Origin of the sequence: Georgenia thermotolerans (assembly GCF_009193185.1) — a bacterium.
GTDB lineage: Bacteria > Actinomycetota > Actinomycetes > Actinomycetales > Actinomycetaceae > Georgenia > Georgenia thermotolerans.
Genome location: NZ_VUKF01000001.1, coordinates 216324 through 230150 on the forward strand (window position 1 = coordinate 216324; position 13827 = coordinate 230150).

Sequence of the window (13827 nt, forward strand, 5' to 3'; positions counted from 1 at the left end):
GCACAGCCCCGTCAGCAAGAAGGGCAAGCGCGCCGGGCAGGAGACCTGGACGCTCTACATCGAGGACCGCCGCGGCGAGTCCGGCCGCGCCGATCGCCGCAAACGCGCGAGCGCGCTCTCGGCGGACTTCACCCCGGAGGGCGCGCAGGCGTTCTTCGACTACCACCAGCAGCAGAAGGAGCAGGAACATGAGCGCAGCGCTCGACAGGCTGAAGCAGCAGAACGGGCCCGTGCAGTCGCCGCAGCCGCTCGGCAGTCCGGAGACGATGGAGCTGTTGACCTCGATCCTCGCCGCCGTCGAGGCGCAGAATACGAGGATTGCCACGCTGACCGAGCAGCAGAAGAAGCTCGCGGGGTTCGTGAAGGTCATGGACGAGGAGACGACGAGGCGGCTGGAGCGGATCACGACCCCGGCGTCGACCTCCTCGCCCTCCAGCGACGTGTCCGCGAGGATCGCGAGTATCGAGAGCAGGCAGAACGAGATCGCGAGCACGCTCGGCGAGTTCGCGCAGAGTCTCAACGGCGAGAGCTTGAACGCCGCGTCGCGAACCTTGGTCGCGGAGGCGCAGAAGAATCGCGCGGCTACGGCCTCGGCGATTGAGGGTCTGAAGGTGCAGGCCACAACGAACCAGAAGCTTGTGAGCCAGGTCGGCGGCGCGGTGCAGCGGATCGAGAAGCGTACTGAGGAGCGGGTCGAGAAGGCCGTCGAGCAGGTCGCCGGGGAGGCCTCGGCCACGATGACCGCGAACCTCGACGCCTCGAACGAGCGCGCCGAGCGGATGATGGCGGCGACGGCGAAGCTCGAAGCGCGTCAGCTCTGGTCGGCCGCCGCTGCGATGTGCCTCGCCCTGCTGCCGGTGGTCGTGGTCGTCGCCGGGCTCTGGATGGGCATCGCCGGTCTCATCACGGGCGCTCAGTGGGCGCTCGACGTGGACGGGCGCATCTGGCTCGGCATCGGGCGCTGGCTCGTGGTCTCCGTGGGTCTTGCCGGGGCCGGCTACGGGCTCTTCGCGTCCGTCCGCTCGGCCGCCGGTCTCGTGGAGACGTGGAAGGGTCGCGGGGTGCCGAAGTGGCCGAGGTGGCGATGATGGCTGGATCCGCTCGAGCTACCGGTTCCGATCAGCGGTCGAAGGATTTTCGCAGCAGCCGGTCCTGCGGCCTCGGTGCCGCCGCCCTAACCTGACGAGCATCCCCGCCGTGACGGCCATCACGACGGCGATCCCGGCACCGATGATCCAGGGGTTACCGAGGAGCCCACCGACGCCCGCGAGTGCTCCGCCCGCCGCGATGAGCGGCAGGCCGCAACAGAGCAGCAACGGAAGCGCGCAGCATGCCAGCAAGAGCAGTCCGGTCCCTGCAGCGACGACGGGACCGGCGCGCCGTTCGTCGCGGTCCTGATCGGCGCTCGTCGTCTGCACCTCTTCAGGATGAGATCTCCCCGATTGCCTGCGCTGCCGGTCATGCGCAGCACGACAGCAGCGACGGGTCGGTGGTGAAGGCCTTCGCGGCGATCCGGATGCCCTCGGCCATCGTCAGGTAGGGAGCCCAGGCGTCGGCGATCTCGGCGACGGTCTTGCCGAGCACGTGGACACCGGCGGCGGCGAGCTCTCCGGCGTCCTTGGCGACGGCGGTCAGGCCGAGGATCTCGTTCGTGTCGGCGTTCACGACGATCTTGATGAACCCGCGGGTGTCGCGGTTGACCAGCGCGCGGGGCACGTGGTGCAGCGGCAGGACGCGGCAATCGCAGCGGATCCCCGCAGCAAGCACTTCCTTCTCGGTCATCCCGACCGCTCCGATCGCGGGCCCGGTGAACGTCACCCGCGGCAGGCGGGAATAGTCGACGGCACGATCGGCGTCGGCGAACGCGTTCTCGGCGACGAGGGTGCCGTGGTGGGCGGCGACGTAGACGAACTCGGGGTGCCCGGTCACGTCGCCCGCGGCCCAGATCCGCGGGTTCGAGGACCGCAGCCGGTCGGAGACGACCACCTCGCCGGAGTCCCCGGTCTTCACCCCGACCGCATCGAGGTTCAGGCCATCGGTGACGGGACGGCGTCCGAGGGCGACGAGCACCTGCTCGGCGCGGAACTCCTGCGAGTCGCCGGACACGTCGGCGGTCACGACGGCCTCGCCTCCCGTGCCGCGGGAGACCCGGGTGGGCACCACGCGGCGGACGACGCGGATGCCTTCGTCGGCGAACGCCTCCTGAAGCGCCTTGGACACCTCCGGCTCCTCCTTCGAGGCGAGCCGGGACCGCACCAGCAGCGTGACCTGCGAGCCGAGGCGAGCGAACAGCTGCGCCTGCTCCAGGGCGACGTAGCCGCCGCCGAGCACCAGCAACGACTCAGGAACCTCAGCGAGTTCCATTGCCGTGGTCGAGGTCAGGTACCCGGTCTCCTCCAGGCCGTCGATCGGCGGAGCCCACGGGCGAGAACCAGTCGCGACCAGGAAGTGGTCGGCCTCGATGGTCTCGACCGTCCCGTCGCCGGCGATGATCTCCAGTACCGGGGCGTCTGGGCCGCCGGCGAACGATGCATCGCCGCGGCGGACCTGCCAGCCGTAGGAGTCGGCGACGTCGGCGTACTTCTCGCCGCGCAGCGACTCGACCAGCGCCTGCTTCCCGGCGATCAGCGCAGGCATGTCCACTGTCTCAGCCGTCGCCGCGATCCCCGGGAACCGGCCTGAAGCGTCGGCGGCGACGTGACGGGTGTCGGCAGCGGCGATGAGGGCCTTCGACGGCACGCAGCCGGTGTTCACGCAGGTGCCGCCGAGCGTCCCGCGCTCGATCATCACCACCGACTTGCCGAGCGTGGTCGCACGGATGGCGGCGGCGAATGCTCCGCCTCCGGATCCGATGATGGCGAGGTCGTACTTGGTAGGCATCGCTGCTCCTGTCAGTCCTTGGATTTCTGCTCCGTCTCAGCCATACTGGACCTTCCAGTACAGGGGAAGGTCAAGCGCGGCCGCGACACGGATGGAGGAGGCCATGAGGATCGGGGAATTCGCCGAGGCGGCCGGCACCACGGCGAAGACGCTGAGGTTCTACGAAGAGCAGGGGCTGCTCCCCCCGCCCGACAGGACGTCGTCGGGGTACCGCGACTACCCGCCGGACGCAATCGCGCGCGTCGACTTCGTCCACCGCGGCCAGGCCGCGGGCCTCACCCTCGCCCAGATCCGCCAGATCCTCGACATCCGCGACGGCGGCCATGCGCCCTGCGAGCACGTGCGCGACCTGCTTGACGTGCGCCTCGCTGAGATCGAGCAGCAGATCGCGCAGCTCTCCGTGCTGCGCGACACTATCGCGGACCTCAGACAGGACGCCGCGCACCCGGACCCTGAAACGTGCAGCACCGATCAAGTGTGTAGGTACTTGTAGACGACGGTAGCCAATGACTCCAACGCTACAACCCCGATATGCGCTAGCGCATGTCGACGACGGCGGTGCCCATCTCGATCCGCCGGGTGGACGCCGCGATGGCCGCGAGCAGCGGGAAGGGCGAGGCGAGCTGGCGGGCGAAGTGGTGCACGCGCACGAAGGCGCCGTCCAGGCCGAGCTCCTCGGCGGCCACGGCCAGCTCGACGGTCTGCAGGTGCGCCTCGGCGGCGCTGCGGGTGCGCGAGCCGGGCACGGCCTGCCAGTGCCCGAAGGACAGGAAGCCGATGCGCTTGCGGGGCCCGCTCACGGCCGGCGCCAGTCGTCGCTCGTCAGGTGCGAGCCCGCCTGCGGGCCCATCTGCAGCATGCCGCCGTCGACCACCCACGACGCCCCGGTGACGTACCCGGCGTCGGGCCCGCACAGGAACGCCACGGTGGCGGCGACCTCGCGCGCGTCGCCCGGGCGGGCGACGGGGATGCCGGGTCGCTCCTTGCCGCGCAGCACGCTCTCGTCCTCCTGGCCGGTCATCGGGGTGGCGATCTCCCCCGGCGCGACGGCGTTGACCGTGATGCCGTGCTCGGCCAGCTCGAGGGCCGCGACCTTGACGAGCAGCCCGAGGCCGCCCTTGGCGGCGCAGTAGGGCGCGGCGCCCACCCGCGGGGCGTGCTCGTGCACGGAGGTGATCGCGACGATGCGCCCGCCGGTGCCGCCGGCGACCATGTGCCGGGCCGCGGCCTGCAGGCAGCAGAACGCCCCGTCGAGGTCGACGCCGACCACCTGGCGCCACCGGTCGAGGTCCATGTCCAGGAGCTGCTCGGCGCTGCCGGTGCCCGAGCACATCACCAGGGCGTCCAGGCCGCCCATCTCCTGCGCCAGGGCGTCGACCACCGTGGTGCCCTGGCGCGGGTCGGTCAGGTCCAGGCGCTGGACGTGCGCGGTGGCCCCCCGGGCACCGATCTCCTCGGCGGTGCGGCGGGCGCCGTCGTCGTCCTCGTGCCAGGTGATGGCGATGTGGCGGCCGGGCGCGGCCAGCGCGACGGCGGTGGCCTTGCCGATGCCGGAGTCGGCGCCGGTGACGACGACGCGGCGCGGCTCGAAGGCGGCGGGCGGCTGGGTCGGGCTGGGGGTGGCGCTCATGCGGTCTCCCTCGGGCAGGGGCGCGCGCCCCGTCGGTCGGACGGGGCGCGCGTGGTCCGGTGGCGGTCGGTCAGCTGCTGGCGGAGAGCCGCTTGGCCAGCAGCGCCTTGCCCTGCTCGGCGCCCTTCTTGCTGTCGTGCTGGGCCTTGCGGAAGAACTCGGCGAGCTCGTCGTCGCCGGCCTTCTCCGCGTCCTGGATGTAGGTCTCCAGCCGCAGGGCGTTGGACAGGCACGCCTCGGTGAACCAGATGATGTCGTAGTCCTTGTCCTTGGTGCCCGTGGTCCCGCCGGACTCGCTGCTGCTCATCGGTGCGCTCCCCTCGTGTGTAGGTGGCCGTGACCGGTCCCGGCCGCGGCGCCGACGGCCCGCCCGGCTCCGGTGCCGGGCGCCGCCCGGTCAACCCTCGCGGGCGACCAGCTTGAAGAAGGTGCTGTCCGAGCCGTCCGCCTTCTGCTCCTGGTAGAGGAAGGCGAGCTGCTCGGCGTCGAACTTGGCGAACCAGTCGTCCCAGCTGATGTGCTCGAGGTCCGACTCCCCGGCCCCGCCGGGGAAGTCGATGCGAAGCACCCCGGCCGTGCCGGACTTCTCGGTGCCCCGCACGCTCGCGGGCTTGCCGTCGTGCTCCTCGACCCAGCTGCGGATCTCGTCGTGGTCGGTGGTCGTGCGGCTCGTCGAGGCCATCGTCTCCTCCTCGGCTCAGCTCGGCTTGAGCGGGTCGTGCCCCAGCGACATGAGGCGGTGGCGCCACGCCTCCGAGCCGGCGGTGGGCTCGGGCTCCTCCCCGCGGGCCCCGCGGACCTGCTCCACGACGTCGCGCATGACCACGATGTCGTCGTCGGTGAGGTCGGTGCGACGCTTGCCAAGCACCTCCAGGACCGTGCGGGAGCGTTCGTTGCCGGCCTGGTCGGGAAGGACCTCGCCCTCCTCGCCGGCCGCCGAGGTGGCGAGCCAGTCGCGTAGCTCCGCCGACGTCATGTTGACCAGGGCGTGGAACTCGTTCCACAGCTCGTCGTCGATCGCGGTCTCGGCCATGCGTCCTCCTGCCGTGTGGGGGCTGCTGTCCGTCCCCCGACCGTACGAGCGATGGCAGGCCCGCGCACCTCGGCACCGGGCACCCGGGAGCCGCGTGGAGGGTGGCGTGAGCGCGGTCAGCGGCGCTGCGAGACCGTCGCCCCCGCCCGGGTGGTGGGGTGCGCGGGGAGCGTCAGAGCCGCTCGAGGCGCGGGCTGTTCAGCGCCACCCGACGACGGTCCCCGTTGCCGAAGTCGACGATGACCGAGGCGGGGCCGTCGAGGGCGACGACGCGGCCGAGGCCGTGACGGTCGTGGCTGACCTGCTCGCCGACGGCGATCGGGGCCGCCTTCGCGGCCGCCGCCTCCCGGGCCGCGTTGAACGGGCTGTTGGCGAGATGCGGACGCTTGCCGGTGGAGGTCATGGGTCCAGTCTCCCCCGGTCTGGGGCCTGGCGTGAACCCGAGCGCAATTTTCGTCGCCGTTCTCACGTCGCCGCGCGTGTCGGCACGCCCCGCGCGCGGATGGGTCACAAGCCGCCCGCCGGGGCCGGGCCGCGGGCCGTCGCGGCCGGGACCCGCTCGCGTATCGGCCATCGCTGGACCGGTAGCACATCGGACGTTATCGAACTGTTACCTTGTCGCCCGTCCTTCACCCTCCCCAGGAGAACCAGCTGTGACTGCCCAGTCCTCCCGCCGGCGCCGGTCCGCCCTCGCCGCCCTGGCCGCCGCCGCCGTCGCGATCCCCGCCGGCCTGGCCGCCGCCCCCGCCACGGCGGCCCCGGCCGCGCCCGCCCCCGCCACGCTCCAGGCCTCGGTCACCGCGCAGATCGAGGCGGCGATCTTCACCCAGGTCAACGCCTACCGCGCGACCAACGGCGTCGCCCCGCTCACCCGCAACGGTGGCATCGACGCCGTCGCTCGCGGCTGGAGCCAGACCCAGGCCGACCGTGGCAAGCTGTCGCACAACCCCAGCTACGGCGACCAGATGCCGGCCGGGGCGTCGGCATGGGCCGAGAACGTCGCGTACCTCCAGGGCTACAGCGTGAGCCAGATGGCCAAGGTCTTCGTCGACGACTGGATCAGCTCCCCCGGGCACCGCCGCAACATCCTCGACGCCGGCATGACCCACACCGGCATCGGCGTCGCGCAGAACGCCGCCGGTGAGGTGTTCGCCACCCAGAACTTCGGCCGCTACGCGGGCGGGATCTCCGGCGACGCCTCGCCGGCGCCGGCCCCCCAGCCCGCGCCGTCGACCCCCGCCCCGGAGCGCACGACGCGGCCCGCGCCGGCACCGACGAAGGCCCCCGCCCCGGCGCCGTCGAAGGCCCCCGCGCCCGCGCCGCAGCCCGAGCGGCCGAGCGCCGCGGCGCCCGCGCCGGCCCCGAGCACCCGCCCCGGCGACGAGCCGACCACGCCTGCGCAGGAGGAGTCCGCCCAGCCGACCGCGGAGGCGACCGAGGACGCCCCCACCGCCGACGCCGGCACCCCGGGCGAGAACCAGGACGCCGCCGAGGCACCGGCGGACCGCGCCGGCGGCCCGGCTGGAGCCACGGGCCACGAGCCGGCCACGGAGCACGACCGGGCCTCGGGCCACGAGGACGCGGCCGGCCGCGAGTCCGGGCACGCGAGCGAGCGCCTCAACCGCTTCCAGCGGATGGTGCTCGAGATCCTCATGAGCGTCTTCACCCGCTGACCGCGCAACCCGGCGGCAGGTCCGTCCGGGAGCAGGAGTCCGGCCGGAGCCCGCACCCCACGGTGCGGCTCCGGCCGTTCGCGACGGCTGGTGCACCGGCCATGGCGCGACGTCACGACGCGAACGGCACGGCCTCCCACTCCAGGACGTCGTCCGTGCCGGCGGCGTTGGGCGCGACGGTGAAGCGCAGGTAGCCCGTGGCGTTCGCCGCGCCGTCGACCGTCACGCGGCGCAGGTCGTCGGCCGCGGGCGTGCCGTAGACCCCGAGCCAGGGCGACCCCGCCGCCAGCGGCGCGTCGGCGGCGTAGGCGTGGCTGTCGCCGTTGACGAGGTACACGGGGCCGTCGAACCGGTTGGCCTCTTCCGCGAGCGCGGCGACGATCGCCCGGAAACCGCTGACCGCCGCCGGATCTGCCTGGGCGGCGGCGAGCTGGGAGGGGTCGAACATGTCTGCCTGGGTCAGGACGACGACGGCGCGGTCGTGCCGTTGGCGGGCCTCGGCGAAGGTGGTCCGGAGCTGCTCGACCACGGCGGCGGTGCGGTGCTCGACCTCGGCGAGCTGCGCCGTCGTCGGCTCGCTCAGGCCACGCCCCGTCCAGGGCTGGAGGCTGTTGTTGCTGCCCTGGACGTTGACGACGGCGAACGCCACCCGGTTGTGACGGAACGCGACGTTCTCCGGGAGCCCGAGCGCGGCCTGGGACCGCACCGGCATGGTCGCGCCGAGCGTCTTGCCGGGCACCGGGAAGAAGACCTCGCGGACCGTGGCCAGACGCTCGAGCGGGTCGTAGGCGCCGTTGTTGGTGCGGTGACAGTCCACCCACTCGTTGTCGCCGGGAGTGTAGACGAGAGGGTGCTCGAAGGTGTCCAGCGCGGATCGGACAGCGGCGAAGTAGGCGTCGGAGCACTCGGACGAGCCGTCCTTGATGTCGCCGACGTGTGCGACGAAGCGCAGGTCGTCCTCGTTCATCTGCTGGATCTGGCCGGGGAAGGCCGCGCGGGCCGCGGCGCCGTAGGGCACGTCGCCGATGACGGCGAAGGTGAAGGCGTCCTGCCCGACTGACGCGTGCTGGGCCGGCGAGGCTGCGGCGTGCGCGGCGGGCGTGTGCTGGGCGGGCGAGGCCGACGCCGGCGCGGCGGCCAGGGCGGCCGTCAGGGCCAGGCCGGCGCCGACGAACGTGCGAGAGATGGGCAACGTGTCCTCCTGGGTCGATGGGCGCGGGGACGCTATCGGACCTGGAAGTCCGCTAACCCTCGTGCGGATGAACGCTGGGTGACCGGGACACGGACGGAGCCGCACGGAATGCTCGGCGGGGCCGCCGGGTTGACCCGGCATGAGCCAACCCATCTCCGTGCACGTGTGGTCCGACATCGCCTGCCCCTGGTGCTTCATCGGCAAGCGCCGTTTCGAGAAGGCCGCGGCGGCCTTCGACGGGGAGGTGGAGGTCGTCTACCACTCCTTCGAGCTGGCCCCGGACACCCCGGTGGACTTCGAGGGCAGCGAGGTGGACTTCCTCGCCGACCACAAGGGCATGCCGCGCGAGCAGGTCGCCCAGATGCTGGGGCAGATGACCCAGCTGGCCGCCGCCGAGGGCCTGGCCTACGACTTCGACAAGGTGCAGCACACCAAGACGCTCAAGGCGCACGAGCTGCTGCACCACGCCAAGACCCAGGGCCGGCAGCTCGAGGTCGCCGAGCGGCTCTTCTCGGCCTACTTCGAGCAGGGCCGCCACGTCGGGCACGAGGAGGACCTGGTGGCCCTGGCCGTCGAGGCCGGGCTCGACGCGGAGGAGACGCGCCGCGTCCTCGCCGACGGCACCTACCGCGCCGACGTCCAGGCCGACATCACCGCCGCCCGGCAGCTCGGCATCCAGGGCGTGCCGTTCTACGTCGTCGGGGAGAAGTACGGCGTCTCGGGCGCGCAGAGCCCGGAGGTCTTCGCCGAGGCGCTGCGCCGGGCGGCCGCCGAGCGCGACGCGGACGAGCCGGCCGGGCAGGGGGCCCGATGAGCGGCCCGGAGCCGACGGCCCACGCCGGACCGGTCGCGGCCGGCACGACGGCGCCCGCGGCGGGCGCGCCCGTGCCCGGGTCCAGCACGCTCGCCGGCCTCGGCGGCCTGGTCGACCTCGGCGGGCTCGAGCCCCTCGGTGACGCCGCCGCCGGCGTGTGCATCGACGGCGTCTGCGCGGTGCCCGGCGTCGTGCCGCCCGCTGCCGCGCCCCCGGAGTAGCGCTCCGGCGGCCCCGTCCCACACACCATGGGCCGGGGCCGCTTCTCGGAGGGGTGGTGTGCCCCGTCCGCGGCCCTGATGTCGGCGGGAGGTGCCATGCTCGGGACCGACCCCGAGGGAGGACCCGTGAAGTACCTGCTGCTGATCGCCGTTCCCGAGGCGGAGGACCGCCCGGACGACATCCCGCCCGGCTGCGGCACGTGGAGCGAGGACACCGTGCGGCGTGGCGTCATGCGCCACACGAGCCAGCTGCGGCCCCACGCGGAGGCCCGCACCGTGCGCGTGCGCGACGGTCGGCCCCAGGTCTCCGACGGGCCCTACACCGAGGCCAAGGAGGTCATCGCCGGTTACGCGCTCATCGAGTGCGACACCGCGGAGGAGGCCCTGGAGGTGGCGGCGCAGCACCCGGTCGCCTCGTACGGCGCGGTCGAGGTGCGCCCACTCCTCGAGGGCAGCGGGGGCCCGCTCGGCTGACCGGCCTCCTCGGCGACGGGCAGGGTCGCGCCTCGCCGCCGGCGCCGTCGCTCGGTGCGACACCCCGACGGCATCAGCCGGCCGCCGCCTCCCTCACGCGGACGCGGGCCAGCGGCGCGTCGCCGCCGACGCTGCGCCGGGCGAGCGCCCGGGCGAGCCGGGCGACCGCCACTGCCTGAGCCACGGCGACGACGGCGAAGCCGACGAGCACCAGGATCGCCAGGGCGAGCATGAGGCTTCCCGCCTCGATCACCTCGGTCGCGTCCTCCTGCACGGCGATGTTGACGCTCTGAAAGATGAGGAAGCCGGCGCCGAGCCCGAGCAGAACGTGACCGGTCCGCCGCGCGCCCAGGGCGCCGGTGACCGCGCCGGGCACCATGGCGATGATGAACACGACGACGATGAAGAAGGTGCCGAGCACCGAGAAGCGCGGCTCGCCGCCCGAGAGGACGACGAGGAGGCGCATGAGCAGCCGCGCTGCCGCGCCGGCCAGGACGCCGACCGCCACGGCGGCGAGCAGGCCGGCCAGCACGCGGGTGCCGATGGTTCTGAGCATGGAGGGGTCCGTTCGTCCGGGGCGGTCGCCGTCGACCGCGCACACGGCCCGAGCCTAGGAACGCCATCCGTTCCGGTCATTCCCGATTTTCTGGGGCAGTTCTCGCCCGCCCCGCCGCGGGCCGCCCTAGGCTCCGCCGCATGTCCCGACGTCTTCCCGGCGTCCTTGCCGCCCTCGCCGGCCTGGTCGCCATGGTGGTGCTCATCACCGTGCCGACGGTCCAGTGCCTGGCGTGCCAGGCGCCGCTGGGCTCGACCGACCAGACCCTGGTCCGCATCTTCACGCGGTGGGAGCACGCGTTCACCGCGGCCGCCTACGCCGAGCTGCTCGCCCTGTTCCTCTTCATCTGGTTCCTGGCCTACCTGCACGGCGAGCTGCGCCAGGTGGTGACCGGGCGGGTGCTGGCCACCGTCGCGGCCGTCGCCGGCGGGCTGTTCGGCGCGGGCGTGCTCGTCCAGGTCCTGCTCTCGCTGGCCGCCACCACCGTGGCCGTCAGCGCCGACGCGACCATCGCCCGGGTGGTGCTCGCCGTCTCGTACGAGGGCGCCTTCGCACTCGCCGCCCCCGTGGCCGCCCTGGTGGGGGCGACGAGCCTGGCCATCCTGCGGACCCGGTGGCTCCCCCGGGCGCTGGGCTGGGCGGGGCTGCCGGTCGTGCTCGCGGCGCTGGCGTGGATCACCCCGGGCATCGGCGCCGTCGGTGGCATGGCGTGGCTGGTGTCGCTGAGCGTGTGCCTGGGGGTGCGTGCCCTCCGCCCGCCTCCGGTGGCCGCGCCGCCTGTGCCGGCCGCGGCCGACGCGACGCCTTGACGCCGCCCGGCGGCTACCGCCAGGGGCGGCGCTGCCCGATCCGACGGGCCTGAGCCGCCGCTCGCCGCCGCGGGCCCTGCGTCGCCCGCGCCGCCGCACCCGCCCAGTGCCGGAGCACCTGGCCCACGTGCTCCCCCGCTTCGCGCAGCTGGGTCGTCCCCGTGCGCGGCCACAGCGCCGCCCGCGCCCGGGCGCGCCAGCCGGCCGCCGCCCGGACCTGACGGGTCACCACCCGCACGTCGTCGACCATGGTCCCCACCGCGGCGCCGCCCGGGGCGTACCGGGCGGCCTCGACCCGCCCGGCGGCCCGGGCCAGGGCCCGCGCGCCGTCGACGTCCAGCGGCGCGGCCCGCTCGTAGTGCGCCCGCAGCTGGCGCGGGGTGGCCGCGCGCGGGGGCGGCACGCCGAGGTCGGTCAGGGTCGCGGTGAGCGTCTCCCACTCCCCCTCCACCACGGCCGCCTCGTCGCCGGCGCCGCGCCGCGCAGCCCGGCGCCGCCACCGGGCGGCCAGCGGGACCAGCGCGCCGAGGAGGGTCAGGGCGACGCCGGCGGCCGCGCCCGCCGCGAACCGGCGCACGGTGTCCCACGGGGACGGCTGGTGCAGCACCGGGGTGTCGCCGAGGCCCGTGTCCATGCTGGGCCGCTCGGCCGCCGCCGTCGGACTGGGCGCCGGGGCCGGCTGGATCGGCGCCCCCGGCGTGCGGTAGATGGGCGCGGTGCCCGACCGGGCGCCGGGAGTGGGCTCGTAGCGGGTCCAGCCCAGGCCGTTGATGTACAGCTCGGGCCAGGCGTGCGCGTCCGCGGCGACGACGGTGCGGGCGCCGTCCTCGCCCTTCTCGCCGGGCAGGAAGCCCACCGCGAGGCGGGCGGGGATTCCGGCGGCGCGGGCCATCATGACCATCGCGGTGGCGAACTGGACGCAGTAGCCGACCTTGGTCTCGAGGAAGTGCGTGATGGGGTCGAGCGGCTGCCCGTCGGGCCCGGGCACCGGGTCGGCGAGGGTGAGGGAGTACCGGAAGGCGCTGCCGCGCAGGTAGGACTGGATGGCCATGGCGACCTGCATCTGGTTGGTCGACCGGCCGGCGAGCTCCTGCGCGAGCGCCGTCACCGCCGGCGCCGAGGCCGGGTCCACCTCGAGGGTGGCGGGATCGGCGTCGAGGGGCGGGCCGCCCTGTCCCGTGCCCTCGGGCAGCGTGCCGAGGACGCGCCAGTAGCTCGCGCCATAGCTCTCGGGGCGCTCGGCGACGACGACGGCGCCGGTCGCCGGGCGCATGCCCCAGCGGATCGCGCCGAAGTCGGCCTCGGTGAGGTTGGCCGGGACCGCGACCTGCGGGGCGCGCAGCTCGTTGTGGAACACCGTCAGCGAGTGGTGCTCGACGTCGATGCCCCCGGGTGGCAGCGGGTACCCCTGCTGCACCGGCGGGTCCTGCGCGGCGGGCACCCAGCGCCGCCCGTCGTAGGTGGTGCTCACGGCCACGCGCAGCGGCGTGCCCACCGGGTCGTCGGTGCGGTAGCGCAGCACCGGGCGGGTGCTGCGGCTGGCGAGGTCGGCGGCCAGGTCGAGGGTGTCGGTGAAGCTCACCTGGCCGTCCTGGGCCTGCCCGGCCGCGCGCACCAGGCCCTGGGCCAGGACGGTGGGCGGCAGGTGCGGCAGCGCGGCGGGCACGAGCAGGGCGAGGACGACGGCGGCGGCGCCGAGCGCCCGGCCCCACCGGGCGTACCCCTGCGCGCCCTGGGCCACGCCCCGCTCGACCTCGGCGCGGTCGTGGCTGAAGGGGTCCTCCTCGCCCCGGGCGCCGCCGTCGGCCCTGCCGCCGTCGGCCCGCCCCCACCCCCCGGCCCGGGCGCCCGTCCGGCGCCAGGCGCGGACCTCGCCCACGCCCTGGCGGGCGACGAGCAGCAGCCAGGCGGCCGCCGCGGCGAGGAAGTACTTCGGGTGCAGCGCGACCCCGGTGCCCGAGGCGCTGACCGTGAGCACCACCAGCAGCGGCAGCCCGGCGAGCGCCGGGGACCGGCGGGTGGCCGCCAGCGCGTCGACGGCGAGCCCCACGAGGGCGATCGCCACGACGACGACGAGCACCATGCCCGGGCGGGCGGGGACCGGGACCATCTCGTCCCGGATGGTGGCGACGCCCTCCCCCACGAGCCGGGCCGCCTCGCCCACCGCCGTCAGCCGGGGCAGCCCGAGCCAGTGATAGCCCGGGACGAGGATCCAGGACAGCACGAGGGCCGTGACGCCGGCCTGCAGCGCGACCACCGCCGGCCCGGACCGGTCGGCGGCGCGGGCCAGCGCGCCGGTGACGGCGATGACGCCGAGCCCGACGAGCGCCGGGGCCACCCAGCTCCCCTCGCGCAGCAGCAGGGTGACGGGCCAGCTCGCCACCGCCGTCGTTAGGGCGGCCAGCCCGGCCTGGCCCCACCGGGCCCGGTCGGAGCGGACGGCGAGCACGGCGCGCTCGGCGGCGCCGGCGGCCTCCGCGGGGCTCACCGGGCCACCGCCGGGGCGGGCGACGCGGTCGCGGCGCGCCAGACCGTGCCGGGCCGG

17 protein-coding genes and 1 pseudogene are annotated in these 13827 nt (G+C 74.5%); 7 read left to right on the forward strand and 11 right to left on the reverse strand.

The features are described from left to right. Positions 1 to 188 precede the first annotated feature (188 nt). Positions 189 to 1088, forward strand: a complete 900-nt coding sequence (locus tag GD970_RS22565) for a hypothetical protein (protein ID WP_040004151.1) — start codon at positions 189 to 191, stop codon at positions 1086 to 1088. An 18-nt stretch (positions 1089 to 1106) separates the two neighbouring features. Here the strand turns inward: GD970_RS22565 and GD970_RS01045 are convergent, their stop codons facing one another. Both GD970_RS01045 and merA read right to left on the reverse strand, forming a co-directional pair. Next, positions 1107 to 1418 (reverse strand): hypothetical protein, encoded by a 312-nt coding sequence (locus GD970_RS01045; RefSeq protein ID WP_006358984.1) that lies wholly within the window; start codon positions 1416 to 1418, stop codon positions 1107 to 1109. Between the two features lie 40 nt (positions 1419 to 1458). Next, a complete protein-coding gene (gene merA, locus GD970_RS01050; protein WP_006215442.1) occupies positions 1459 to 2880 on the reverse strand; it encodes a mercury(II) reductase in 1422 nt (473 codons plus the stop codon). Positions 2881 to 2983: 103 nt separating this feature from the next. Between merA and GD970_RS01055 the strand changes: the two genes are divergently transcribed. Next, entirely contained in the window at positions 2984 to 3373 is a 390-nt protein-coding gene (locus GD970_RS01055; RefSeq protein ID WP_152199702.1) for a heavy metal-responsive transcriptional regulator, read from the forward strand. Positions 3374 to 3419: 46 nt separating this feature from the next. Here GD970_RS01055 and GD970_RS01060 read toward each other — a convergent pair. The 6 genes and pseudogenes from GD970_RS01060 to GD970_RS01085 form a co-directional block, all read right to left on the reverse strand. Next, a pseudogene (locus GD970_RS01060) lies at positions 3420 to 3680 on the reverse strand (LLM class flavin-dependent oxidoreductase); the annotation flags it as partial. After that, positions 3677 to 4510, reverse strand: coding sequence for an SDR family oxidoreductase (locus GD970_RS01065; RefSeq protein ID WP_152199707.1), 834 nt, complete (start codon positions 4508 to 4510; stop codon positions 3677 to 3679). The pseudogene GD970_RS01060 and the gene GD970_RS01065, both read right to left, overlap by 4 nt. Positions 4511 to 4580: 70 nt before the next feature. Continuing rightward, positions 4581 to 4817: a hypothetical protein gene (locus GD970_RS01070; RefSeq protein ID WP_152199710.1), complete on the reverse strand. Its 237-nt coding sequence runs from the start codon at positions 4815 to 4817 to the stop codon at positions 4581 to 4583. Between the two features lie 90 nt (positions 4818 to 4907). Next, positions 4908 to 5192 (reverse strand): hypothetical protein, encoded by a 285-nt coding sequence (locus GD970_RS01075; RefSeq protein WP_152199712.1) that lies wholly within the window; start codon positions 5190 to 5192, stop codon positions 4908 to 4910. A 15-nt stretch (positions 5193 to 5207) separates the two neighbouring features. Continuing rightward, positions 5208 to 5543, reverse strand: coding sequence for a DUF3140 domain-containing protein (locus GD970_RS01080; RefSeq protein ID WP_152199714.1), 336 nt, complete (start codon positions 5541 to 5543; stop codon positions 5208 to 5210). Between the two features lie 172 nt (positions 5544 to 5715). Beyond that, a complete protein-coding gene (locus tag GD970_RS01085; protein WP_152199716.1) occupies positions 5716 to 5946 on the reverse strand; it encodes a hypothetical protein in 231 nt (76 codons plus the stop codon). Between the two features lie 250 nt (positions 5947 to 6196). Here GD970_RS01085 and GD970_RS22435 point away from each other — a divergent pair, with 250 nt between their 5' ends. After that, the gene (locus GD970_RS22435) at positions 6197 to 7216 is read left to right on the forward strand and encodes a CAP domain-containing protein (RefSeq protein ID WP_193314855.1); all 1020 of its coding nucleotides are present in this window, start codon (positions 6197 to 6199) and stop codon (positions 7214 to 7216) included. 112 nt (positions 7217 to 7328) lie between these two features. Here GD970_RS22435 and GD970_RS01095 read toward each other — a convergent pair whose 3' ends face one another. Next, the gene (locus GD970_RS01095; protein ID WP_226925038.1) at positions 7329 to 8408 is read right to left on the reverse strand and encodes a hypothetical protein; all 1080 of its coding nucleotides are present in this window, start codon (positions 8406 to 8408) and stop codon (positions 7329 to 7331) included. Between the two features lie 139 nt (positions 8409 to 8547). On the opposite strand from GD970_RS01095, the gene GD970_RS01100 reads away from it, so the two are divergent. The 3 genes from GD970_RS01100 to GD970_RS01110 all read left to right on the forward strand — a co-directional run bounded on the left by GD970_RS01100 (position 8548) and on the right by GD970_RS01110 (position 9917). Further along, positions 8548 to 9222 (forward strand): DsbA family oxidoreductase, encoded by a 675-nt coding sequence (locus GD970_RS01100; protein ID WP_152199721.1) that lies wholly within the window; start codon positions 8548 to 8550, stop codon positions 9220 to 9222. Beyond that, entirely contained in the window at positions 9219 to 9443 is a 225-nt protein-coding gene (locus GD970_RS21440) for a hypothetical protein (RefSeq protein ID WP_155524141.1), read from the forward strand. The genes GD970_RS01100 and GD970_RS21440 overlap by 4 nt, the downstream gene beginning before the upstream one ends. 126 nt (positions 9444 to 9569) lie before the next feature. Further along, a complete protein-coding gene (locus GD970_RS01110; protein WP_152199723.1) occupies positions 9570 to 9917 on the forward strand; it encodes a YciI family protein in 348 nt (115 codons plus the stop codon). Between the two features lie 73 nt (positions 9918 to 9990). On the opposite strand, the gene GD970_RS01115 is transcribed toward GD970_RS01110, so the two are convergent. Continuing rightward, positions 9991 to 10473 (reverse strand): hypothetical protein, encoded by a 483-nt coding sequence (locus GD970_RS01115; RefSeq protein WP_152199726.1) that lies wholly within the window; start codon positions 10471 to 10473, stop codon positions 9991 to 9993. A 140-nt stretch (positions 10474 to 10613) separates the two neighbouring features. Here GD970_RS01115 and GD970_RS01120 point away from each other — a divergent pair, with 140 nt between their 5' ends. Continuing rightward, positions 10614 to 11282, forward strand: coding sequence for a hypothetical protein (locus GD970_RS01120; protein WP_152199728.1), 669 nt, complete (start codon positions 10614 to 10616; stop codon positions 11280 to 11282). Between the two features lie 13 nt (positions 11283 to 11295). Here the strand turns inward: GD970_RS01120 and GD970_RS01125 are convergent. Continuing rightward, the coding region (locus tag GD970_RS01125) for a transglutaminase family protein (RefSeq protein ID WP_226925039.1) at positions 11296 to 13827 on the reverse strand (2532 nt) is incomplete at its 5' end.